The 22,657-nt window shown below is 44.9% G+C and carries 19 protein-coding genes; 11 read left to right on the top strand and 8 right to left on the bottom strand.

The window, feature by feature from the left end; genetic code table 11:
* Positions 1–160 precede the first annotated feature (160 nt).
* The 3 genes from R2S67_RS09210 to R2S67_RS09200 form a co-directional block, all read right to left on the bottom strand.
* Positions 161–1,420 carry an outer membrane protein transport protein gene (locus R2S67_RS09210; protein ID WP_047010320.1) on the bottom strand — a complete coding sequence of 420 codons (1,260 nt, stop codon included), beginning with the start codon at positions 1,418–1,420 and terminating at the stop codon, positions 161–163.
* 297 nt (positions 1,421–1,717) lie between these two features.
* A complete protein-coding gene (locus tag R2S67_RS09205; protein WP_085342875.1) occupies positions 1,718–2,449 on the bottom strand; it encodes a DUF3379 domain-containing protein in 732 nt (243 codons plus the stop codon).
* Positions 2,442–3,017 (bottom strand): sigma-70 family RNA polymerase sigma factor, encoded by a 576-nt coding sequence (locus tag R2S67_RS09200; RefSeq protein ID WP_029836529.1) that lies wholly within the window; start codon positions 3,015–3,017, stop codon positions 2,442–2,444. Before R2S67_RS09200 ends, R2S67_RS09205 begins: the two co-directional genes overlap by 8 nt.
* 718 nt (positions 3,018–3,735) lie before the next feature.
* Between R2S67_RS09200 and fadI the strand changes: the two genes are divergently transcribed.
* Together fadI and fadJ are read left to right on the top strand one after the other, a co-directional pair.
* Positions 3,736–5,043: an acetyl-CoA C-acyltransferase FadI gene (gene fadI, locus R2S67_RS09195; protein ID WP_005394284.1), complete on the top strand. Its 1,308-nt coding sequence runs from the start codon at positions 3,736–3,738 to the stop codon at positions 5,041–5,043.
* Complete coding sequence (gene fadJ / locus R2S67_RS09190) at positions 5,043–7,154, top strand: fatty acid oxidation complex subunit alpha FadJ (RefSeq protein ID WP_104969676.1); 2,112 nt, start codon at positions 5,043–5,045, stop codon at positions 7,152–7,154. Before fadI ends, fadJ begins: the two co-directional genes overlap by 1 nt.
* Positions 7,155–7,216: 62 nt before the next feature.
* On the opposite strand, the gene R2S67_RS09185 is transcribed toward fadJ, so the two are convergent.
* Positions 7,217–7,471 carry a hypothetical protein gene (locus R2S67_RS09185; RefSeq protein WP_005397900.1) on the bottom strand — a complete coding sequence of 85 codons (255 nt, stop codon included), beginning with the start codon at positions 7,469–7,471 and terminating at the stop codon, positions 7,217–7,219.
* A 168-nt stretch (positions 7,472–7,639) separates the two neighbouring features.
* Positions 7,640–10,417: an insulinase family protein gene (locus R2S67_RS09180; RefSeq protein WP_317343416.1), complete on the bottom strand. Its 2,778-nt coding sequence runs from the start codon at positions 10,415–10,417 to the stop codon at positions 7,640–7,642.
* Between the two features lie 375 nt (positions 10,418–10,792).
* On the opposite strand from R2S67_RS09180, the gene sixA reads away from it, so the two are divergent.
* The gene (sixA, locus tag R2S67_RS09175) at positions 10,793–11,257 is read left to right on the top strand and encodes a phosphohistidine phosphatase SixA (RefSeq protein WP_005397904.1); all 465 of its coding nucleotides are present in this window, start codon (positions 10,793–10,795) and stop codon (positions 11,255–11,257) included.
* Positions 11,258–11,354: 97 nt separating this feature from the next.
* Here the strand turns inward: sixA and smrB are convergent, their stop codons facing one another.
* Complete coding sequence (smrB, locus tag R2S67_RS09170) at positions 11,355–11,885, bottom strand: endonuclease SmrB (protein WP_012841540.1); 531 nt, start codon at positions 11,883–11,885, stop codon at positions 11,355–11,357.
* Between the two features lie 63 nt (positions 11,886–11,948).
* Here smrB and prmB point away from each other — a divergent pair, with 63 nt between their 5' ends.
* Together prmB and aroC are read left to right on the top strand one after the other, a co-directional pair.
* A complete protein-coding gene (prmB, locus tag R2S67_RS09165) occupies positions 11,949–12,881 on the top strand; it encodes a 50S ribosomal protein L3 N(5)-glutamine methyltransferase (RefSeq protein WP_005397909.1) in 933 nt (310 codons plus the stop codon).
* 179 nt (positions 12,882–13,060) lie between these two features.
* Positions 13,061–14,146, top strand: a complete 1,086-nt coding sequence (gene aroC, locus R2S67_RS09160) for a chorismate synthase (protein WP_005397911.1) — start codon at positions 13,061–13,063, stop codon at positions 14,144–14,146.
* Between the two features lie 86 nt (positions 14,147–14,232).
* Here the strand turns inward: aroC and R2S67_RS09155 are convergent, their stop codons facing one another.
* Entirely contained in the window at positions 14,233–14,856 is a 624-nt protein-coding gene (locus R2S67_RS09155) for a trimeric intracellular cation channel family protein (RefSeq protein ID WP_074191661.1), read from the bottom strand.
* 333 nt (positions 14,857–15,189) lie between these two features.
* Here R2S67_RS09155 and R2S67_RS09150 point away from each other — a divergent pair, with 333 nt between their 5' ends.
* From R2S67_RS09150 to R2S67_RS09140, 3 genes are all read left to right on the top strand, one after another.
* On the top strand, positions 15,190–15,720 hold the full coding sequence (locus tag R2S67_RS09150) for an elongation factor P hydroxylase (RefSeq protein ID WP_005397924.1): 531 nt from the start codon (positions 15,190–15,192) through the stop codon (positions 15,718–15,720).
* Between the two features lie 25 nt (positions 15,721–15,745).
* Complete coding sequence (locus tag R2S67_RS09145; protein ID WP_005397926.1) at positions 15,746–16,009, top strand: YfcL family protein; 264 nt, start codon at positions 15,746–15,748, stop codon at positions 16,007–16,009.
* Between the two features lie 145 nt (positions 16,010–16,154).
* Complete coding sequence (locus R2S67_RS09140) at positions 16,155–16,679, top strand: NADPH-dependent FMN reductase (protein WP_053808780.1); 525 nt, start codon at positions 16,155–16,157, stop codon at positions 16,677–16,679.
* A gap of 76 nt (positions 16,680–16,755) precedes the next feature.
* On the opposite strand, the gene mnmC is transcribed toward R2S67_RS09140, so the two are convergent.
* The gene (gene mnmC / locus R2S67_RS09135; RefSeq protein WP_317343414.1) at positions 16,756–18,774 is read right to left on the bottom strand and encodes a bifunctional tRNA (5-methylaminomethyl-2-thiouridine)(34)-methyltransferase MnmD/FAD-dependent 5-carboxymethylaminomethyl-2-thiouridine(34) oxidoreductase MnmC; all 2,019 of its coding nucleotides are present in this window, start codon (positions 18,772–18,774) and stop codon (positions 16,756–16,758) included.
* Positions 18,775–18,902: 128 nt separating this feature from the next.
* Here mnmC and fabB point away from each other — a divergent pair, with 128 nt between their 5' ends.
* From fabB to R2S67_RS09120, 3 genes are all read left to right on the top strand, one after another.
* The gene (fabB, locus tag R2S67_RS09130; RefSeq protein WP_006741726.1) at positions 18,903–20,114 is read left to right on the top strand and encodes a beta-ketoacyl-ACP synthase I; all 1,212 of its coding nucleotides are present in this window, start codon (positions 18,903–18,905) and stop codon (positions 20,112–20,114) included.
* Positions 20,115–20,455: 341 nt separating this feature from the next.
* Entirely contained in the window at positions 20,456–21,589 is a 1,134-nt protein-coding gene (locus tag R2S67_RS09125) for a 4-phosphoerythronate dehydrogenase (RefSeq protein WP_317343413.1), read from the top strand.
* Entirely contained in the window at positions 21,586–22,599 is a 1,014-nt protein-coding gene (locus R2S67_RS09120; RefSeq protein ID WP_317343411.1) for an aspartate-semialdehyde dehydrogenase, read from the top strand. The genes R2S67_RS09125 and R2S67_RS09120 overlap by 4 nt, the downstream gene beginning before the upstream one ends.
* Positions 22,600–22,657: the final 58 nt, after the last annotated feature.

The following is a 22,657-nucleotide window of genomic DNA, read 5'->3' as shown; positions in this document are numbered from 1 at the left end:
CTTGTAAATGGAATTCAGCGAACAGCTGTGCGTCCTAATTGTGAGATTTAGATACACGTGTTCACTCAAATTGAGTGGGCAATAAATCGCAGATATGAAAAAAGGCTGGAAATCCAGCCTTTTATATAAAGTATTTTTCTACTAACTAACAGCGAAGCGTTTAGAAGCTACGGCTGTATTGTAAGCCGAATAGAATTGCGTCAGCATGAGTTGTTGCTGTTACACCGGTAGAAAGACCAGGAGCTAATTGAGTATTCTCATTAACTTTTACATCTTCACCTAACAAGTATGTGAAGCCAAAATCGATGTTTGAGCTATTATCAATATGGTAAGAGAAACCTGTTGAGAACCACTGGCGATCTGAATCTGGTACCGAGATAGACGTTACTTTATCTTGAGCGCTTGTGTCGTACATGTAACCAGCACGAAGTGTCCAGTTGTTGTTTAGGTAGTAAGTACCACCAATTGCGTAGTGCCAGCCATCTTGCCATTGATAGTCTTTCGAGTAACCACCTTTAAGTAAACCCTGATTTAGGTTCTCAAAATCAATTTGGTCGAAATCTTTCCAACCGATGTATTGGATGCTGTAGTGTACAGCAAACTTAGTGTCTTGGATTTTGTGGAAACCAGAAAACTCGGCCATATCTGGTAGAGGTAGCGTGATTTCCTGACCTTTGTCGTCTTTCGCCGTAAATTCAGGGCTGTAACGATACGCTAGACCAAAACGGTTGTTTTCATCTAGTTCGTACACAGTACCAACGTTGAAACCAACAGCCCAACCATCAGCTTTATCTACGTCCAGAATTTTTTGACCGCCAACCCCTGGGACTGAAGAGCTAGTTGTACGCTTCATTGTGCCTTGGCCGTAGATTAAATCTAAACCAGCACCAAAGCTCCATTGTTCGTTTAAACGGTAAGAACCCGCAAAGCCAAAGTTGAAGCTTTTTACATCCGTAAGACCACCGTACTCGGTTGCGGTGTAGTTATCTGAAAATTCAGTTTTAGTGCCGAAATTAGAGTATGCGTTTACGCCCCATGCAAACTTGTCATTTACTGGAACGATTAAGTGAATGTTTGGAGCTATTGACGTATCACCCACATCATCAGTGTCAGCAACATTTACAGTACTGGAACCCAAAGGAGTATTAACGTTATATTTCGCATCTTTCACTTCAATCATTGAAGTAATGCTTTCGAAACCTAGCGAAAGCTCCATTTTGTCAAATAGAGCCATTGCTGCTGGGTTACGAGCCATTACCGCGGCGTTATCTGCGATTACTGCATCACCAGCAAATGCACGGCCGATGCCAGTTGCTGATTGAGCGTTGATTTGGAAACCCGCTGCCATCGATTGACCTGAGGCAAAAGCTACCGTTACTGCTAGGAGAGTCTTTTTAAACAGACGCGTGTTCTGAGTCATTTGTTTTTCCTTATTAGATTCGTCTCTTTGGACGATAAATTGAGCTTTTGCTCAGTGGCGCAGATAGTAGTATCAATAGTTGCTTGGACAAATCCGACCATTGGATAAAATTGAATAAAAATTGCAGAAATGATGTCTAAAAGACGGGAAATTGCACTTAAAATGCATAATTTAGAGTTTAAGCTCTAAATGCTATAGTGATGGTGAATGTTTTGTGTTCTATTTATACAAAAATGCCGCTAAATAAGATCATTTAGCGGCATTTAACCTTTTGAATGCTGGAAATCGTCGAAGTTATTACATCGGTTTAATCATTGATGCAAGAGTTGTAGCGATAGCATCAATATTTTCACCTTCTTCTCCGACTAAAATCAGGCTTGAACTCCCGACGGGCTGAACGATACCGGTCATGCCATCCTTATTAAAGTCGGTACTTTGTTTGCTCGGAATACCAGTAATAAATAACGTTACTTTACCTTTTGGACCTTGGAATACCATATGCACCGCATTGGATTCACCAAAACCGCAGTGGTTTAGGTAGTAAACGTGATATGGAAAGTTTTCACTAAACTGGTAATGAAATGGCGACATTTTCGCATTAATTTGCGAGCTCGGTACATCCTCATCAAGATGACGAACAAAAGGTTCTTCATGAATAACGTGTTTCATCGCGGTATCAGCTAAACTGGCTTGTGCTGGAGAAACCAAAACATTTCCCCAGTTTACTTGACCAACTAATAATCCTGCGGTGAACGCAATAGAAGCGGCAAGTGCCATTGCTTTGCGAACAAAGTTTGGTTTGACGACCTTCTCTTCATCAAGTGCACTCGACGTCTGACTAAATAAAATCTTATCAGCGAGATCTTCAGGTACATCCACATTCATGGCTTGTTTAATTTTTACGTCGAGATCCAAAACGTCATCAACAAACTTATTGTTGGCGTCGCTACCAGCTAAAGCTTGCAGAATCTCTTCATCCTTTTGTTTTGGATCCGACAAAATACGACGACGAAATTCTAAATCATCCATTCTTTTGTCCTCTCTTAGTATCTTGAGAATCCAACATCTCTTTGAGTTGATTACGAGCGCGAAATAATCGAGTCATCACTGTATTTTTATTTAAATCAAGAATGTCGCCAATCTCTTCTCCGCTGAAACCACCGACAACTTGGAGAAATAAAGGCTCGCGGTATTCAACATCGAGTTTCATGATCTGTGCTTGCAGCCATTCTTGCTGGTGATGTGGGTCATCGCTGACTTTAGCATCATTGCCGTAATCATCGATATCAACTAAATCAAATTGTTTACGTTCGAAGCGGCGCGCATTTTCTCGTCTCAATATGGTGATGAGCCAAGACTTGGCTGCTTTTTCATCCTGGAGACTATCGAGTGACTTCCAAGCTCTAAGACAGGTTTCCTGAACTAGATCTTCCGCTATCGCTTTATCTTTGCACAACCAGTATGCGTAGCGATATAAGTCACGATGGTACCCTCGGACGAGCGCTTCGTATTTTCTTTGCTTGTCCATATCAGAGTTGACCGGACTGTTGGAATTTTTCTTTCCAAACATTTTTAATATGGCCACAGGAGCCTCCATCCTCGCTCTGTGAGTTTTTTATTTGTTCTGAGCATGACTTTACTTTTCAATAGCCTCGCGGTTTCGGTTGAGCGTGTGTTGTAGATAACCTCTGACACAATAAGCTATGTGGTTACTTAAAAGTGTATACGCAAATGCCAAATATCATCGAACATGAATTGGTAAAGATTGTTAACAATATCATCATTAGTAATCAATGGTTTGGATAAGTTCATTCGATGGGACATAAAAAGAGACTGCTAGCGGTGAATTTTTGAATAGGTTTGCATCGCTGAGCCTTTTAGATGTGCTTAAAGCTCGTAAAATCACTATAAAATTGATCTATTTCAAAATATCAAGCAGTGAAGGGGTTATAGTACATCTTGTCATCTCGTTAGTCATTGCGACTAACATGTTGAGCAAGATGACACTTCCTTTTGAAGGCTGACTTTACTTTCTCCTAATCAGGAAACTGATTAATTTTCAATTGGCGTAAGTTAATTGTTTTATAGATATTCCGACCACACAGTTATGTGTGGTTTTTTTTTGCTTCGATTTTACCTTCCATATACCTCTTACCGTTTTAACTCTCTATAGTTAATCATTATTAATCGCATAAGAATCAAAGAAGTAGAGTAATTGATCTACTTGCTTCACGTTTATTTAAACGCATGTTTGATAAATTTAACAAATTCATTACAATGCATCAGGTCAGACCTCTTGTATTTAAGGAGAAACAATGGGCAAGCAGGAAGTAAAAACACGCAATGGTGAGCGTGTCGCTATTGTCGCGGGGCTTCGAACTCCCTTTGCTCGTCAAAGCACGGAATTTAGCCAAGTGCCAGCGGTCGATTTAGGGAAAATGGTAGTAAGCGAAATGCTTGCTCGAACAGATATTGATCCGAAGTTAATCGAACAAGTGGTATTTGGACAAGTAGTACAAATGCCTGAAGCGCCAAACATCGCACGAGAAATTGTGTTAGGCACCGGTATGAACATCCATACTGATGCTTACAGTGTGACTCGTGCGTGTGCAACGAGTTTTCAAGCGGCGGTCAATGTCGCAGAAAGCATCATGGCGGGAACCATCGATATCGGTATTGCTGGTGGTGCAGACTCTTCTTCCGTCCTGCCTATTGGCGTATCTAAGAAACTGGCCGCTAATCTGCTTGCTCTAAGTAAGACAAAAACAATGGGTCAGAAGCTTAGCATCCTCAAAAACTTGAGCTTTAAAGACCTTATGCCAGTGCCTCCTGCAGTAGCCGAATACTCGACGGGCTTGTCGATGGGACAAACTGCGGAGCAAATGGCAAAGACGCATGGTATTTCTCGTGCAGAGCAGGATGCGCTTGCACATCGCTCTCATACGCTGGCTTCCCAAGCTTGGAAAGAAGGTAAGATCCAAGGTGAAGTGATGACGGCTTTTCCCGAACCATACAAAAAATGGATTTCGGAAGACAACAATGTCCGTCACGACTCAACCGTAGAAGGGTACGCGAAACTTCGACCTGCCTTTGATCGCCAGTATGGCAGTGTTACGGCAGCTAACAGTACGCCACTGACTGATGGTGGTGCGGCAGTGATGTTGATGCGCGAAGGTAAAGCGAAAGAGCTTGGCATGGAGATTCTTGGCTACATACGTGGTTACGCATTTTCAGCGATCGGTGTGGAAAAGGACATGCTGATGGGACCGACTTATGCTACAGCGAAAGTGTTAGAAAATACAGGCTTGGAACTGTCTGATCTGACGTTGATCGACATGCACGAAGCGTTTGCTGCGCAAGCATTGGCGAATGTGAAGATGTTTGCTTCAGATAAGTTTGCTCAAGAAAATCTAGGTCGTTCGAAAGCGATCGGTGAAATCGACATGGATAAGTTCAACGTGCTTGGTGGCTCAATCGCTTACGGTCACCCATTCGCGGCGACAGGTGCACGAATGATGACGCAAACCCTACGTGAACTGAAACGCCGTGGTGGCGGTATTGCGTTGAATACCGCATGTGCAGCTGGCGGTCTTGGCGCAGCAATGATTCTGGAGGTTGAGTAATGAGCGAGCAAAAAGCATTTAGTCTAAAAGTTGATGAGCAGAATATTGCTTGGTTAGCGATTGACGTACCTAATGAAAAAATGAATACGCTACAGGCGGCTTTTGCTGATGAAATGAAAGAAATCTTTGCTCAGCTAAAAGACGCCAGTGGCATCAAAGGGATGATCATTCATTCCCTAAAACCGGACAACTTTGTCGCGGGGGCCGATGTGCGCATGCTAGAAGCGTGCACGACCGCAAGTGAAGCCGAAGCATTAGCGAGGCAAGGTCAAGAGCTATTCCAGCAGCTATCGGACTTACCATATCCTGTGGTTGCCGCTATTCACGGTCCATGTTTGGGCGGTGGTTTAGAGCTTGCTCTTGCATGTGATTATCGTGTTTGTACGGATTCAGATAAAACGCGTTTAGGCCTGCCAGAAGTACAACTTGGTTTATTGCCAGGTTCTGGTGGTACTCAGCGTCTGCCACGTTTGATTGGCCTGTTACCGTCGTTGGACTTGATCCTGACGGGTAAACAACTTCGTGCGAAGAAAGCTAAAAAACTGGGCGTTGTGGACGCCTGTGTCCCTGACACCATTTTGCTCGACGTAGCCAAACAGTTTATCGACAAAGGTAAAAACAAGGGTACGAAAAAGCTATCGACGAAAGAAAAAGTGATGTCGGGTAGCGGGTTAGGGCGCAAGTTTGTGTTTGAACAGGCAGCGAAGAAAACCAATCAGAAAACCCGTGGTAACTATCCTGCAACGGTCGCGATTTTAGACGTTATTCAGCATGGTTTAGAGAAAGGTTTCGCCCAAGGACAAGAGCTTGAAGCGAAACGCTTCGGTGAGCTTGTGATGAGCTCTGAATCAAAAGCGCTCCGTTCTATCTTCTTTGCGACAACGGAAATGAAGAAAGAAAATGGTACGGATGCGAAACCCGCGCCAGTTCATAAAGTTGGCGTGCTTGGCGGTGGCTTGATGGGCGCAGGAATCAGCCATGTGTCTGTTGCAAAAGCGAAGGTACCTGTTCGCATCAAAGACGTCAGCAACGATGGCGTTCTAAACGCACTCAACTACAACTACAAGTTATTCGAGAAACAGCGTAAACGTCGCATTCTATCAAAAGCCGATCTGCAAGCGAAAATGTTGCAATTGTCTGGCGGTGTCGACTTTACCAGCTTTAATCATATTGATGTAGTAATTGAAGCCGTTTTTGAAGACTTAGATCTTAAACAAAAAATGGTGGCGGATATTGAAGCGAATGCCAAGCCGGAAACCATCTTTGCGACTAATACTTCTTCGTTACCAATCCACAAAATTGCAGAAAAAGCGGAGCGTCCAGAAAACGTAGTGGGTTTGCATTACTTCAGCCCGGTAGAAAAAATGCCGTTGGTGGAAGTGATTCCGCATGAAACAACATCAGATGAAACCATTTCAACAGTCGTTGCACTTGCTAAAAAGCAAGGTAAAACCCCGATCGTAGTGAAAGACAAAGCGGGCTTTTACGTGAACCGCATTCTTGCGCCATACATGAACGAAGCGGCGCATATTCTGCTGGCTAACGAACCGATCGAAAAGATTGATACGGCGTTGCTTGATTTTGGTTTCCCTGTCGGCCCGATTACCTTACTGGATGAAGTCGGTGTCGACATTGGCGCGAAGATCATGCCGATTCTGGTCAACGAGTTAGGTGAGCGATTCAAAGGACCTGACGTGTTCGATATCTTATTGAATGACGGTCGCAAAGGACGTAAGAGCGGGAAAGGTTTCTACACTTACAAAGGTAAGAAGAAAGATGTCGATAAATCCATCTACAAGCTGCTTAAGCTCGATCCTGAATCTAAGTTGAGTGATAACGATATTGCGTTGCGCTGTGTACTACCAATGCTGAATGAAGCGGTACGTTGTTTGGATGACGGCATCATTCGCTCGCCACGTGATGGTGATATTGGTGCAATATTTGGCATTGGTTTCCCTCCATTCTTGGGCGGTCCATTCCGTTATATGGATCAGTTTGGCATTAAAGAACTGGTTGAGAAAATGAATGAGTTTGCATCGAAGTACGGCGATCGTTACGCACCGTGTGATGGTTTGCTTACTCGAGCTGGAGAAGGAACCACATTCTATTAAGCGTTGCTTCGGTAAAGAAAAAGGCTTGCCAGCGGCAAGCCTTTTTCATAAATAAGAAATAGTTACTTCTTCTTGTCTTTTTTATCTTTATTGTGGCCTTTACCTGGGTTGTCGTCCCCGTGAACGCTGCTGTTGCCTTTGTTGTCTTTATCTTTCCACTGTTTTGAAGAGCAATCATCTGATTTGATGGAAACATTGTCTCCGCTTAGGCGGACACAGTCGTTACTTAGCTCAAAGCCATCACCTTTCACCGAGATTTCAGCGTGTGCAGATGCCAGTGGCAGTAAAATAGCCGCAAGTAGTAGTGCTTTTTTCATGATTACCTCATTAATTTATTTTTAGTGTGGTAATTAGAGCATAAGCCGCAATGGCGTAATTTCAATTTTCTGCCAATTATGGTGTCGATTCTATTTATGAGACCCACAACCTCATTGGTTTGTAGGTATATACTTACTAATCGATAATTTTATTACTGCGCAATTAGATCATCCTAAGCCGCAATCTTTTGGCCTAAGTTGGAACTCTTCAATCGATCCAATTTCTTGCCCTAAGTGGATGCGCGGAGCGTCCGAATGCGATTGCCCTTGAGAGTGCATGACCAATCGGTTTGCCGTGCGAGGTTTCAACTCATTAACGACAAAGCGAATCATGTCTGCTCGGGTCAATTTCTTCAGTTCAGCAAGTACCTTGTCACGTTGGTTAAACTCGGTGTCTTTGTTTCCTATTGCAACCCAAAGACGCTGAGCACGACCTCGCAGTGTGGTGTCCGGCGTCGCTATTTGATTCCACAAGCCGCGCTTACTGCTATGCCACTGGTAATCGTTCAGTTCTAACAGCACCATATAAAAGGCATTTAAGAACTCATCGATTGAGGTAACCAGCTCGGCAGGTGCTGCATTGGGTGACTGCACATAAAGCACAATACCCGGATGACGATTAAGTGGCATATTGCCAGTGCCCACCATGTAACCTAATTGCTGTTTTGTGCGGATCTCGTGGAAAAATGTTGCCGACATGAGATGGTTCGCCAATGAGTATAGAGCAATGCTACGAGGCTCAATATCCTCACACTGGTGGTAAATAACGACCGCCGAATCTTGCTGGTTGCAATGTACTTCACGTTGAAAACTGCCGTTTTTTCCTAGCATGATGAGTGGGCGGAGCGCCTCTTCATAACGCTGCTCTTTTACTCTTAGGGCATCTTTTAAGGTCGTCGCCATGTCATGCGCTTGTTGACGCTGCCAATCTCCATAAACAAACATTTCAACGTGCAGCTCTGCAAGAATTGATTCTACGAATACTGAGAGTTCATCGACTTCGATTTCTTCTAGCGCTTCGACTAAGGTTGCGAAAGGCGGGTTATTGGGTTGAAGTAGCCCTGTAAGTGCGTTAAACAGCTGTGAAATAGGACGATCTTGTGAAGCATTTCTCCAGTTACGTAACAGTTGCTGCTTGATGGTTTCAAAGCGTGCAGGGCTGAAATCTCGAGAAGCAAAACGGTGCAGGATCATTTCCAACAATTGAGGTAGTTTTTGGCTGAACCCTGAGAGGGTTAAGGTAACCCCGCCTTGGTGAGCATACATGTTGTAACCCATCCCTGCGATTTCAGCTTGATAGGTTTCTTTTGCTAGCGAATCGAGGAACATCTCGACACATAGGCGCGTTTTGACAATGTTCTTCGGTGATGCAACAGCATGAGAGCTGTCGATAGCGACATATACAACGCCTTTTGGCACGCGAAATTCATCGTCTTGTAAATGCCAAAGTCGGAAGCCTTCGAGATCTTCAATTAACTCTGGTAGTGAACCACCATTTTCGAACGGCATGGGATCGAGATCGTAGCAAATATAAGGGTTCTTTTCTGGTAAGACGAACTGCCAGCTTGGATCGATTTGTTGATAGAAGCGGCGTTGCTCATCACTAAAAGGCGTGACGGAATATGGAGTAAAGTACCATTCGGCAGTACGGTTGTATTCCAGTCCTTTTGCAATCAGGGTTACGCGGACATTATCGATGGTTAAGTATTGCAGCAACGAACGCTGCAGTTGTTCATCATAGCCCGCCATTTTGTAGTCGCCATAAATGGTATCGTCTGGCTGATAATGCTGCATATTGATAACAAGATGGCTAACCAAATCCATTGGTCGAGATGGTTCCTGGAAACGAAACGCCGACTCAAGCACCGCTTGTTTTTCGAGATAGCGCCATTCATCTAGGCCGTCTTGTTTGATCATCGAGAGGTATTGAAAAACCGCTTGGATGATGTCGTCAACGTGGTTGAGACCCTGTGGGGTGAGTGTGCAGCTAACCGTAAAATCTCGATAGTTGCTACCACTTGCGCCGCCTCCCGCAGAAAGCGACGTAATCCAGCCCTCATTTTTTAGCTGGAGCATTAAGCTGCCTTCGCCTTCATAGCCGAGTAAATGCGCGAAGTAAGAGAGTGGTTTCAAGCCGTAGTGCTTATCCATCCCTGGCATTGGGAAGGTGAGAATAAGTTTTCGAAATTCTTTGATTGGTTCAACTTGAACTAAAATCCCGGTACTTTCTTTGGTGCTAATGGGGACATCAATCGATTTTCCACGAAGGTGGTGATTTGGGATATTGGCAAACATGGCTTCTACCCACGCTTGCTGATCATCGAGCGACTGTGGCCCAAAGAGCGTCAACGTCATGATATCGGCAGAGTATTGAGAGTGGTGAAACTCGACAATTTCGTCGCGGATGGACTTACCCTCTCGGTCACCTAATGTATCTAGGTTGCCGACTGAGAACTTAGAGAAAGGGTGCTCTGGATTGATGACTTCTTTATTGACTTGATACAGGCGGCGAGAATCGTCATTAAGTTTGAGTTTGTATTCGGAGTCGACAGCCTGGCGTTCTTTGTCTAAAGCTTCTTCGTTAAACAATGGTGCGGTAAAGAATTGGCTAAATCGATCTAAGGCATTTTCAAAGGCATTCGGAGTAACATCAAAAAAGAAACAAGTGTGCTCAGTACCCGTCCAAGCGTTATTTGTTCCTCCATGCTGGCTAATATAACTTTGAAACTCGCCCACTTTAGGGTATTTTTCCGTACCCAAAAAAAGCATATGTTCTAAATAGTGTGCCAGACCTTGGCGATCGTTTGGGTCGTCGAAGTGTCCAACGTTCACTGCTAGAGCAGCTGCTGACTGTTGAGCTGTCTCGGAATGAATCAGCAGTACACGCAGATCATTGCTCAAGGTAATGTAGCGGTATTGATTTGAATCGTTAGGACTTAGATGCACGATGCGTCTCCAGATTTCGCATTACAGTAATTATGAACCCCTAGCTAGGGGGCGCAAAGTTTGCGTTTCGACAAATACTGCTTGCCGTATTTTTGTTATTCGTAGACTTCTGCACAGGCCCATCGCGTTTGCGTATGGGGAAGAACTGTTTGAATGAATGCTCTGAACTCATAGCACAGTTAAATACTGTGATGAACTGAGTACATTCTTTTTAATAGATTGTTAAGAAAGTCGCTATCTTTAGCAAGCGAATTGGTATAATGAACAGATAATTATATCAGTATTTTTGTTTCGTCATTATTAAAGTTAGCCCCGTCTATCTAATAAAGATAGCAGTCAACCTTTTGGTAGCGTTAGCTATCCCTAGGAAATAACATGAAAATATTCATCATGCGTCACGGCGAAGCCGAGCATTTTGCAGATTCAGACGCAGCACGACAATTGACCCCAAGAGGCAGAGTCGAATCAGAAGCGGTTGCGAGAGCCTGTAAAGAACAAGGTTTTGCGCAATTCGATAAAGTGTTGGTGAGTCCGTACATTAGAGCTCAACAAACTTGGCAAGAGATCAGCGAGTATTTTGCTGCAAAAAGCATCGAAACTTGTGAAGATATTACACCTTACGGCCAATCTGAGCATGTATTTGATTTTGCAAGTGCATTGATTGAAGTGGAAAAACTAGACTCGCTTCTGCTTGTCTCTCACTTGCCTTTGGTTGGTTATCTCACTTCAGAGTTTGTAAAAGACATGGCACCACCGATGTTTCCTACATCAGGTCTAGTATGTATTGAATACGATCTACAAACGCAAAACGGTGAAGTGCTGTGGCATATTACGCCATAAGCGTCGAAACCAAATAAGCATTTAAACATTAGATATAGAATGAAGAAAGGCAGGAAATTTCCTGCCTTTTTGTTTAATTGCTTCTACAGTGAGCTAGTTACTTTTCTGGAATCGAGAGCAAAACTAACAGCGCACCATCACCGCCGAATTCTAGTGGTGCTTGGTGGAAAGCCATTACGTCTGGGTGTTGTGCTAACCAAAGTGGCGCTTTCTGTTTCAGGATGTGTTTACCAATGCCATGTTGCACACACGCACAGTGAATCTCGTTTTTGACGCAGTAGGCGATCATCGCACCAAGTTCGCGTTTAGCTTCTTGTTGTGTCATGCCGTGCATATCGAGGAATACGTCAGGTACATACACGCCGCGACGTAGACGTTTAACTTCATAAGTGGAGACGTCGTCACGTGCATAACGAGTTGGGCCTTCTTCATTTAAGAGAGGGACAAACTCGTCGGAGAAGTAAAACTCAGAATCACTCGCTTCCCGGTTGGAGCGCTTGATTTCTTTTTGCTTAGTATTTTTTTTTGGTTGCTGGATTATGGTATCCTGTCGCAACTTTTTTACGCCCTGTACTGCTTCCTGAAACAAGGCGAAATCGTCATCGTGTTCGGTGTCTTTTTTGCTCATTAGGTAAACAATTTCATTAATAAACTTTTATTGGCAGTATTGTAGCGCTTTTCGGAGGCAATTTTGGATAAGATTTTTGTAGAAGAAGCGGTATCGGAGCTGCATACCCTTCAAGATATGATTCGTTGGACGGTAAGCCGCTTTAACGCAGCGAACCTGTTTTACGGTCATGGTACTGATAATGCGTGGGATGAAGCGGTTCAGCTTATCCTGCCAACCTTATACTTGCCGATTGATGTGCCTCCGCACGTATTAAACTCTCGCCTAACGACCAGCGAGCGTCTGCGTATTGTTGAGCGCGTAGTAAAACGTATCAATGAACGTACACCAACTGCATACCTAACCAACAAAGCTTGGTTCTGCGGTCTTGAATTCTTCGTTGATGAGCGCGTACTTGTGCCACGTTCTCCAATCGGTGAGTTGATTCAAGCAGAATTCCAACCTTGGTTGGTGGAAGAGCCTGCGCGCATCATGGACCTATGCACAGGCAGCGGCTGTATCGCAATTGCATGTGCTCACGCGTTCCCTGAAGCTGAAGTGGATGCGATTGATATCTCAACGGACGCACTACAAGTCGCGGAGCAAAACGTACAAGATCACGGCATGGAGCAGCAAGTATTCCCAATTCGCTCTGACTTGTTCCGCGACCTACCAAAAGAGAAGTACAACCTGATCGTGTCTAACCCACCATATGTGGATGAAGAAGACATGAACAGCTTGCCAGACGAGTTCACACACGAACCTGAGCTTGGTTTAGCAGCCGGTACGGATGGCCTAAAACTTGTGCGTCGTATTCTTGCAAACGCACCAGACTACCTAACAGATAACGGCATTCTTATCTGTGAAGTTGGCAACTCAATGATTCATATGATGGAACAGTACCCACAGATTCCGTTCACTTGGATTGAGTTTGAGAACGGCGGTCACGGCGTATTCATGCTAACGCGTGACCAGCTGGTTGAGTGTGCCGAAGAGTTCAAACTGTACAAAGACTAATAGGGTCTTGCACTAAACGTCAAAACACCGAGCTTTATGCTCGGTGTTTTTTTATGCATAACTCGCCGATATTAACTCTTTACATCAAAACGTAATAAAGCCACTATGAATCCACGAAGAATTGGAAAGCAGTTGCGCTCTGGTTTGAGAGGGCGTAGCGATAAAAACTTGAGGAAGTAATGGCAGGAAACAGTATCGGACAACATTTCCGAGTGACGACATTCGGGGAAAGTCACGGTATCGCACTGGGATGTATCGTAGACGGATGTCCTCCGGGGTTAGAAATTACAGAAGCAGATCTGCAAATCGATCTCGACCGCCGTCGTCCAGGCACATCACGTTACACCACACAACGTCGTGAACCGGATGAAGTTAAAATTCTTTCTGGTGTTTTTGAAGGCAAAACCACAGGCACATCGATCGGTTTGCTAATTGAAAACACCGATCAGCGCTCAAAAGATTACTCGGACATCAAAGATAAATTCCGTCCGGGTCATGCTGATTATACTTACCACCAAAAGTATGGCATCCGTGACTATCGAGGTGGCGGCCGTTCGTCTGCTCGTGAAACCGCAATGCGTGTGGCGGCGGGTGCAATCGCGAAGAAATACTTGAAAGATGAGTTTGGTGTTGAGATTCGCGCGTACTTGTCACAAATGGGTGATGTCTCTATCGACAAGGTAGATTGGAACGAAATCGAAAACAACGCGTTCTTTTGCCCAGATGTGGACAAAGTAGAAGCGTTTGACCAACTTATCCGTGACCTGAAAAAAGAAGGCGACTCAATTGGCGCGAAAATTCAGGTTGTGGCAACTAACGTGCCTGTTGGTCTTGGTGAACCTGTATTTGATCGTCTGGATGCCGACATTGCGCACGCGCTAATGAGCATTAATGCGGTGAAAGGCGTTGAGATCGGTGATGGCTTTGATGTGGTAAACCAAAAAGGCAGTCAACACCGTGATACGCTTGCTCCTGAAGGTTTTGGCAGTAATCACGCGGGCGGTATTCTTGGCGGTATCTCAACTGGTCAAGACATTGTGGCTAACATTGCGCTTAAGCCAACATCAAGCATCACAGTTCCGGGTGAGACCATCACAAAAGAAGGTGAGCCAACTCAGTTGATCACCAAAGGCCGTCATGATCCTTGTGTGGGTATTCGTGCCGTACCAATTGCTGAAGCGATGCTAGCGATTGTTGTGATGGATCATTTGCTGCGTCATCGTGGTCAAAACCATGGCGTAACAACTGAAACACCGAAGATTTAAGCTTAAAAATAAGCTTGATAAAGAGACAAAAGGCTGCTCAATGAGCAGCCTTTTTAATGTGTTTTCATTACGCGTTTAGATTTAAATTAATGGAGTGAGCCTTCCGTTTCCAAATTGAAAGAAGGGAGACGCCACTTAAAACGTACCGCGGCCATACGCAGCATATAACCGGTGATCAGTGTAATGATAGTGGCTGTTACATCGGGAACATTAAATTCTAATAGCGCTAAGTACATTCCTGATGCGATAAGAGCGACAGAAGCGTAAAGTTCTTCATGCAGCACCAACGGTGTTTGGCGACAGATTAAGTCGCGGAGTAGCCCACCGAATACACCCGTTACTAGCGCTGAAACCATGCAGATCCCAGGGTGTAAGCCCATGCCCATCGCAATCTTAGTTCCGATGATGCTGAACACGATTAGACCTAATGCATCAAGGCGGATGAATAGACCTTTTAGCTTAATCACCCATTTAGCTAAGCCTGTGGTAAGTACACCCGCAACACACGTGATTGCCAGGAACTCTGGATTTTTTACCCAACCAAGAGGGTAGTGTCCCAGTAAAATGTCACGTACGGTGCCACCACCAATGGCCGTTGCACTGGCCACCAACATAACACCAAACCAGTCCATTTTTCTTCTACCAGCGCTCAACGCACCTGTCATGGCTTCAGCCGTGATACCAATGATATACAACACACTTAGCAACATAGGGAGACACTCAACGTAAAAAGTCACTACGTTCTACATGAATCATCGTAGGCGCAGTAACAACACTTACAAAAGGTTTTATCATTCTTAAAAAGTGATTAAAACCAGCAACATGCATGTAATCAAACCGCTTAAAAAACAGCAGTTTGAGCAGCATCAAAATAAGGCGAGAGTGTAGTAGCAAATGAGTACGCTGACGAATGAGAAATTATATGGAGAAAGCGATGTTCAGATAAATTCAACTAATAACCAAAACTGTGGGAGCATCTTTACCTAATAGATAAAAACAGCGACAATACCCAGCGCATGTCAAACTGAAGTACAAACTCGACGATGACCCACGAATACCAAGACCTTATTACCATTTTTAATGACACCTTTTTAGACCAATTTAATACGAAATTGGAGTTAGGTGGTGATGAGCCTATTTATCTTCCTGCTGATGATGAACATCCTCATCATCGGATTATTTTTGCTCGGGGTTTTTATGCCTCCGCATTACACGAAATCTCGCATTGGTGTGTGGCAGGGCCAGAGCGTCGTTTGCTGGAAGATTTTGGCTATTGGTATGAACCCGATGGGCGCACGGCAGAAGTTCAAGCGGAGTTTGAGAAAGTTGAAGTGCGTCCGCAAGCTTATGAATGGATTCTGGCACAAAGTGCTGGCTTCCCTTTTACGGTGAGTTGTGACAATCTACACGGCGATTTTGAACCAGATAGGCTCGGCTTTATGCAGAAAGTGCATAAAGAAGTGTTGGGTATTTTGGAAGCTGGCTTGCCTTTGCGAGTGAGAATGCTTTCGGATGCTCTGCGTGCGTTTTACCAAACCAAGCCGCTGGAAGCGTCAGACTTTTGCGTTAAATAACCTCAAATAACCTCAGAGATACACCATGATTATTGAATTTGAAGAAAAACTACTGGAACTGATTGATGCTCGAATTGAAACAGCATCTGACGATGAATTGTTTGCTGGTGGTTATCTACGTGGTCACATCTCTTTGTCTGCGGCATCTTGTGAAGAAGAAGGCATTAGCGATATTACTGAACTGAAGTCACGCATTGAGAGCAGTTTGGAAGACGCTCGTACCGAATTAAGCCCAGCTGATCGCGCGATCGTCAGTGACTTGTGGCAAGAACTGCAGGCTCAGGCTTAATCTCCGAACGTTGTTCTCCGTTTATTAGTCCAAGTCATTTACTACTTCGAAAAATTCGAACCTCTCCATAAAATTTTTGTGGTTGTAGCGAAACTGTTCAACTTTTATTCTGGTTAGCATAAAACGTGAACAAAGGATTACAACCATGAAAATTGTCGCATTTGGTGCTTCTACCAGCTCTACCTCAATCAATAAACTACTTGCTACTTACGCAGCAAACCAAGTCGAAGACGCTCAAGTGAACGTTTTAGACTTAAACAATTATCAAGTACCGATGTTTAGCGAAGACAAAGAGAAAGAAATTGGTCAAGCTGAAGGTGCGGTCGCATTTTTACGTGATTTGGCTGAGGCTGACGCTATTGTTGTTTCCTTCGCAGAGCATAACGGCTCATACCCAGCAGCGTATAAAAACCTGTTTGATTGGGCGACGCGCATTGAGCGCAACGTATTTCAAAACAAGCCGGTCGTTTACTTAGCAACTTCTCCTGGCCCGGGTGGCGCACAGAGCGTTCTTGCGGCGGCAACAGGTTCCGCGCAATTTTTCGGAGCAGATGTGAAAGCATCGCTATCTGTGCCGAGCTTCTACGAGAACTTTGATGTGGAGTCTGGTGAAGCGGTAAATCCGGAAGTAGCAGAGCAAGTGAAACAGGCAATTGCACAGCTGAAGTAATTTCAACACGAGTGACTTAATGAGTTAGCGATTCCCGACACATACCTGCGTCGGGAATGTAAACGAGAGAATACTCTTACAGATCAGTAATGGCTTTGCCTTTTCTTAGTTTACGAACCCACATTCGACTTGGATGAAGTTCGGTCAATACATCAACAGGTAATGGCAGCGGGTCTCCACAGATTTGCGAGGCCAACACTTCAGCTAACAATGGTGCAGAGCTCAGCCCACGAGATCCTAAACCTAAGAAGCAGAATAAGTTAGTGAACTGATGAACGGTTTCTACCTCTTCTGCTTTTTGATTTTGTAAGTTGGCGTATTGCGTTTTTATCGTCTCAAAGTCACCCACATTTCCGACAAATGGTAAGTGATCTCGGCTCACGCAGCGAATACCTTGGCGAGATCGATTGCCCCTGATATCTACCTCTTTTGGCCATTCTTGGTTCGGTACGCACTTAACTAACTTTTCTGCGTTATCCTTCTGAGCGTTTTCATCAAATTCGTAGTCTAGGTGACTGCGATCGTAGCTCGCGCCTATGCACAGGTGCTGATTGTTTGGGTTAACAGGCGTCATGTAGCCGTCGTAACACAATACCGTTTTCAATTGACTCAGCGTTTCGGTTGCCGGAGCATGACTGACTTGCCCTTTCACCTGTCCCATCGGCAGGGAAGCGGTTTGGCTCAATGTCTGGAACTCATGGCCATTCGCAATCACAACGGTTGAGTGCTCAAATGTTTGACCATTGACCGTTAGTGTCCAAAGCTGATGCTCTTCATCCCAATTTAATGCTTCAACGTGATGTTCAAACTTCGTTGAGAGTAACGATGTCTGTTCTAACTGTTTGATTAACCCACGAGTTAGCTCGGCAGGGCACAACCACCCTCCCATTGGGTAGTGCACAGACGACATATCGATAGGTAATCCGATAGTATTCGCAGTTTCCTCGGCGGACAGTTTTTGAATCAATTCAGAAGGAAAATTACCCGCAAGCATCTTTTCCAGCTTATCAGCAGATTTTTCATCCCACATTAGCTGAGTTACACCACACCAATCGTGATCGAATGTAACCGACTCCGCAGCTTGTTCAATAAATTGTCTTGCAAACAAAAATGCAGGTGCAAAAACACGCGAAACACCAGTATGAGGACCGTTCAACAATGGATACACGGCCCCTTGACGATTCCCCGACGCTCCTTCGGCTGGTTGAGTGTCTTTGCAGTAAAGCGTGACGTTTTGGCCACGACGAACCAACGATTTTGCCAACGCTGCACTGGCAATACCGCCTCCGATTATGGCAATCGAATCAAGATTGCTGGACGCCGTGCGATTGAACCACGGAAGATGATTCGACTGCTTTTCGCGTTGTTCCATCGAACCTGCGATCATTTCACGCTTGGTGCCAAAGCCTTTGACCTTTTTCATTGCAAAGCCTGCTTCGTTCAATCCTCGACGCACAAAGCCCGCTGCGGTAAAAGTGGCAACTGTACAGTCTTGCTTGGCTAACTTAGCCATGTTGTTGAACAGATTTTGGTTCCACATCTCTGGGTTTTTGCTTGGCGCGAATCCATCTAAGAACCAAGCGTCAATCAGTCCTTGTTCGCCATAAGGCACTTGCGGCATGCAGTCTTTGATGTCACCAAACCAAAGGTCGAGTGTAATTGCGCCATCTTCAAGCACAATGCGGTGACACTCAGGTACGGCGGCAGGGTAGTGCTTTTGTAACTTTTTCGCGTACTCAGCTAGCTCAGGCCAAGCTTCATGCGCCTTCTTTAAATCCGCTTGGCTTAGCGGGTATTTTTCAAAGCTAATAAAATGCAGCTCTTTCAATGCTGCGTCTGGATGCTGACGACGAAACTCACTAAACCACTGGCATACTGCTAAGAAGTTTAATCCCGTGCCAAATCCTGTTTCACCAATGACAAAACGTCTTTGGTCAAATTCCTGCCATCTTTCTGGGAGATGATTTTGTTTTAAGAAAACGTAGCGTGTCTCTTCAAGACCGTTTACGTTAGAGAAGTAAACATCATCAAATTGGTCTGAAACCGGAGTACCAGCTTCGTTCCAACCAAGTTCTGCGTTTTTTATTGAAGTCATAATGGTGCAAATTTGTGATTTGGCGCGGTAAGAATGGGGCGATTGTACGAATTTATGGGAAAGCTGACCACTTTTGTTGACTATCTTAGTTATCATCTAGCGGATTTTTGAATTATAGGAATGTCATAATGAAACGAGTCGTAATCACCGGTATGGGTATTGTTTCAAGTATCGGTAACAACGTCGAAGAAGTTCTAGCGTCTCTTAAAGCGGGCAAATCTGGCATCACTGCATCTGAGCAGTTCAAAGAACACGGTCTTCGTTCGCAAGTATGGGGTGACCTAAAAATCAACCCGGCGGAACACATCGACCGTAAGCAGATGCGCTTTATGGGTGATGCGGCTGCTTATGCATACCTATCAATGGAGCAGGCAATCGCAGACGCTGGTCTTACAGAGGATCAGGTTTCAAACGATCGTACCGGTATCGTTGCGGGTTCTGGCGGTGCTTCTGCATACAACCAAACGGTAGCGACAGACACGATGCGCGCAAAAGGCGTAAAACGAGTTGGCCCTTACATGGTTCCTCGTACTATGTCTTCTACGGTTTCCGCTTGTCTTGCTACGCCATTTAAGATTCGTGGTGTGAACTACTCAATGAGCTCTGCATGTGCTACCTCTGCACACTGTATCGGTCACGCGATGGAGCTTATTCAACTTGGTAAACAAGACATTGTTTTTGCTGGTGGCGGTGAGGAGCTTGATTGGTCTCAAACCATGATGTTTGACGCCATGGGTGCGCTGTCAACGAAATACAACGACACTCCAGACAAAGCATCTCGTACGTATGATGCGGACCGTGATGGTTTCGTTATCTCTGGTGGTGGCGGCATGCTGGTTATCGAAGAACTTGAGCACGCTCTAGCACGTGGCGCGAAAATCTACGGTGAGATCGTAGGTTACGGTGCGACTTCAGATGGCTATGACATGGTAGCACCATCAGGTGAAGGCGCGATCCGTTGTATGAAGATGGCGATGCAAGACGTTGACGGTGTGGATTACATCAACACGCACGGCACGTCGACACCAGTTGGTGACGTGAAAGAGCTTGGTGCGATCCAACAATTGTTTGGTGAGAACAGCCCAGCAATCTCTGCAACAAAAGCAATGACTGGTCACGCACTAGGCGCAGCTGGTGTGCACGAAGCGATTTACTCAACACTTATGCTAGACAAAAACTTCATTGCTCCAAGCATCAATATTGAAAACTTGGACGAAGCAGCTCAAGGTCTGGACATCGTGACAGAAGCACGTGATGCAGAGTTAACAACTGTAATGTCAAACAGCTTTGGCTTTGGCGGCACAAACGCAACTTTGGTTATTAAAAAGTACCAAGGTTAACTGAATTTGTTGGCGCGCCACGTGAGTGAGAACAGCGTCAACAATCCAGTTTCCAGAGCTTGATCAGTCACACTGATCGAACAGACGCAGACTCTATCCCATGGAGAGCGGGATAGGATCCTTTTGTTCTGGAACTTTGCCCGGCTATTTAGCCGGGCTTTTTCTTTTCTCAATTTCTGCTTTTTACGTTGCTTCCCGTTAAACGATTTCTTTGGAGCCAATCTCCTTGAGGTTTATTAGGGTTATTTCTTGAGATTTTTCGGGAAAAGGGCACAATCGTTTTAGTTTCGCATCTTGCGAATAAACGAACTCATACAAATGGATGTTAAAACGCTGGTGCTATGAAAATTATTGTTGATGAAAATATGCCGTACGCTGAAGAGCTATTCAGCCAACTCGGTGAAGTGATTCTAAAACCAGGTCGTACACTGACGGCTGATGATTTAGTGGATATCGATGCTCTAATGATTCGCTCGGTAACCAAAGTGAATGCCGATCTAATCAGCAAAGCAAACAAGCTAAAGTTTGTTGGTACCGCAACAGCAGGTATGGATCATGTCGACCAAGCGCTTTTAAAAGAGAAAGGTATATTCTTCACCGCTGCGCCGGGTTGTAACAAAGTGGGTGTGGCGGAGTATGCGTTCAGCGTGATGATGGTGCTCGCTCAGCAACAAGGCTTCTCGGTATTTGACAAGACGGTAGGTATTATTGGTGCAGGCCAAGTAGGTAGCTACCTAGAGAAATGTTTGAAAGGCATGGGGATTAAAGTTCTCATCAATGACCCATTCAAACAAGAGGCTGGTGATCCTCGTAGCTTTACTCCGTTGACAGAACTGATTGAAAGCTCAGACATCATTACACTACATACGCCAATCACCAAAGATGGCCCATATCCAACTCATCATTTAATTGATGAAACGGTTTTAAACTCGCTTCGTGGTGATCAGATTTTGATTAACGCCGCGCGAGGTCCAATCGTTGATAACGAGGCATTGAAGCAACGTCTTTTGAAAAACGACGGTTTTACCGCAGCGCTTGACGTATTTGAATTTGAACCAGAGGTTGATATGGAGCTTCTGCCTCTGCTAGCATTCGCAACCCCTCACGTTGCAGGCTACGGCTTGGAAGGGAAAGCTCGCGGTACGACGATGATTTTCAACAGCTACTGTGAGTTCTTAAATAACGAATTACGTGCGCATGCCAGCGATTTACTGCCAACCGCGCCTGTTCCTACTATGGTATTGGACAGAGCTTGGGACGAAGCAATACTGCATAACATCACGCAGTTAATCTATGATGTGCGTAGAGATGACGCTCTTTTCCGCCGTGAAATCAGTAAGCCAGGCGCTTTTGACCTGATGCGTAAAAACTACTGGGATCGCCGTGAATACAGCGCTGTCACGCTAGTGGGTAACAAAACATGTAACCTTGCTCCATTAGCAGAACTAGGTTTTCAGATTGAGGTAAGTCAATGAGCCAGCAATATAATGTTGCCATTTTAGGAGCGACCGGTGCGGTCGGTGAAACAATTTTGGATGTGCTTCAAGAGCGCAAATTCCCAGTAGGCGAAATCTTCCTACTCGCGAGTGAGCGCAGCGAAGGCAAGACTTACCGCTTCAATGGTAAAACGGTACGCGTTCAAAACGTAGAAGAGTTCGATTGGTCTCAAGCGCATATCGCACTGTTTTCTGCTGGTGGTGAGCTATCAGCCAAGTGGGCTCCAATCGCAGCAGACGAAGGCGTGATTGTTATCGACAACACATCACACTTCCGTTACGAGTACGATATTCCTCTTGTTGTGCCTGAAGTAAACCCAGAAGCGATTGCAGAGTTTCGTAACCGTAACATCATCGCGAACCCGAACTGTTCAACCATCCAAATGCTGGTGGCACTAAAACCAATTCACGATGCGGTGGGCATTGAGCGTATTAACGTATCAACTTACCAATCGGTATCTGGTGCAGGAAAAGCGGGTATTGATGAGCTAGCAGGTCAAACGGCGAAGCTGCTAAACGGTCTGCCTGCAGACAAGAAGCAATTCTCTCAACAGATCGCGTTTAACTGTATTCCGCAAATCGATCAGATGATGGAAAATGGCTACACCAAAGAAGAAATGAAAATGGTGTGGGAAACACAGAAGATCTTTAACGATCCATCAATCACAGTAAACCCAACGTGTGTGCGTGTGCCGGTATTCTATGGTCATGCTGAAGCGCTTCACATTGAGACTCGTTCTCCAATTGATGCACAAGAAGTCATTAATCTACTTGATCAAGCAGAAGGCATTGAAGTCTTCCACGGTGATGACTTCCCGACACAAGTGCGTGATGCGGGCGGTAAAGATCATGTTATGGTTGGTCGTATCCGCAACGATATCAGCCACCACAGTGGTGTAAACTTGTGGGTTGTGGCGGATAACGTGCGTAAAGGCGCAGCAACTAACGCGGTACAAATCGCTGAAGTCCTGATCCGCGATTACTACTAAGTCACTTACTGTTCATTTCAAAGCCTCGCATTGTGCGAGGCTTTTTTGTACGAACGGA

This window comes from Vibrio sp. T13N, assembly GCF_032970445.1.
Classification (GTDB): Bacteria; Pseudomonadota; Gammaproteobacteria; order Enterobacterales; family Vibrionaceae; genus Vibrio; species Vibrio diabolicus.
This window is presented reverse-complemented; position numbering and strand designations above follow the sequence as displayed.

What these genes read in the sequence shown, in the direction of transcription:
- R2S67_RS09140 (WP_053808780.1), top strand. Translation starts at nt 16,155, where the DNA reads ATGAAAATTGTCGCATTTGGTGCTTCTACCAGCTCTACCTCAATCAAT.
- sixA (WP_005397904.1), top strand. Translation starts at nt 10,793, where the DNA reads ATGAAAATATTCATCATGCGTCACGGCGAAGCCGAGCATTTTGCAGAT.
- fabB (WP_006741726.1), top strand. Translation starts at nt 18,903, where the DNA reads ATGAAACGAGTCGTAATCACCGGTATGGGTATTGTTTCAAGTATCGGT.
- R2S67_RS09150 (WP_005397924.1), top strand. Translation starts at nt 15,190, where the DNA reads ATGACCCACGAATACCAAGACCTTATTACCATTTTTAATGACACCTTT.
- R2S67_RS09120 (WP_317343411.1), top strand. Translation starts at nt 21,586, where the DNA reads ATGAGCCAGCAATATAATGTTGCCATTTTAGGAGCGACCGGTGCGGTC.
- fadI (WP_005394284.1), top strand. Translation starts at nt 3,736, where the DNA reads ATGGGCAAGCAGGAAGTAAAAACACGCAATGGTGAGCGTGTCGCTATT.
- fadJ (WP_104969676.1), top strand. Translation starts at nt 5,043, where the DNA reads ATGAGCGAGCAAAAAGCATTTAGTCTAAAAGTTGATGAGCAGAATATT.
- R2S67_RS09200 (WP_029836529.1), bottom strand. Translation starts at nt 3,017, where the DNA reads ATGGAGGCTCCTGTGGCCATATTAAAAATGTTTGGAAAGAAAAATTCC.
- R2S67_RS09125 (WP_317343413.1), top strand. Translation starts at nt 20,456, where the DNA reads ATGAAAATTATTGTTGATGAAAATATGCCGTACGCTGAAGAGCTATTC.
- R2S67_RS09210 (WP_047010320.1), bottom strand. Translation starts at nt 1,420, where the DNA reads ATGACTCAGAACACGCGTCTGTTTAAAAAGACTCTCCTAGCAGTAACG.
- smrB (WP_012841540.1), bottom strand. Translation starts at nt 11,885, where the DNA reads ATGAGCAAAAAAGACACCGAACACGATGACGATTTCGCCTTGTTTCAG.
- R2S67_RS09185 (WP_005397900.1), bottom strand. Translation starts at nt 7,471, where the DNA reads ATGAAAAAAGCACTACTACTTGCGGCTATTTTACTGCCACTGGCATCT.
- R2S67_RS09155 (WP_074191661.1), bottom strand. Translation starts at nt 14,856, where the DNA reads ATGTTGCTAAGTGTGTTGTATATCATTGGTATCACGGCTGAAGCCATG.
- mnmC (WP_317343414.1), bottom strand. Translation starts at nt 18,774, where the DNA reads ATGACTTCAATAAAAAACGCAGAACTTGGTTGGAACGAAGCTGGTACT.
- R2S67_RS09205 (WP_085342875.1), bottom strand. Translation starts at nt 2,449, where the DNA reads ATGGATGATTTAGAATTTCGTCGTCGTATTTTGTCGGATCCAAAACAA.
- aroC (WP_005397911.1), top strand. Translation starts at nt 13,061, where the DNA reads ATGGCAGGAAACAGTATCGGACAACATTTCCGAGTGACGACATTCGGG.
- R2S67_RS09145 (WP_005397926.1), top strand. Translation starts at nt 15,746, where the DNA reads ATGATTATTGAATTTGAAGAAAAACTACTGGAACTGATTGATGCTCGA.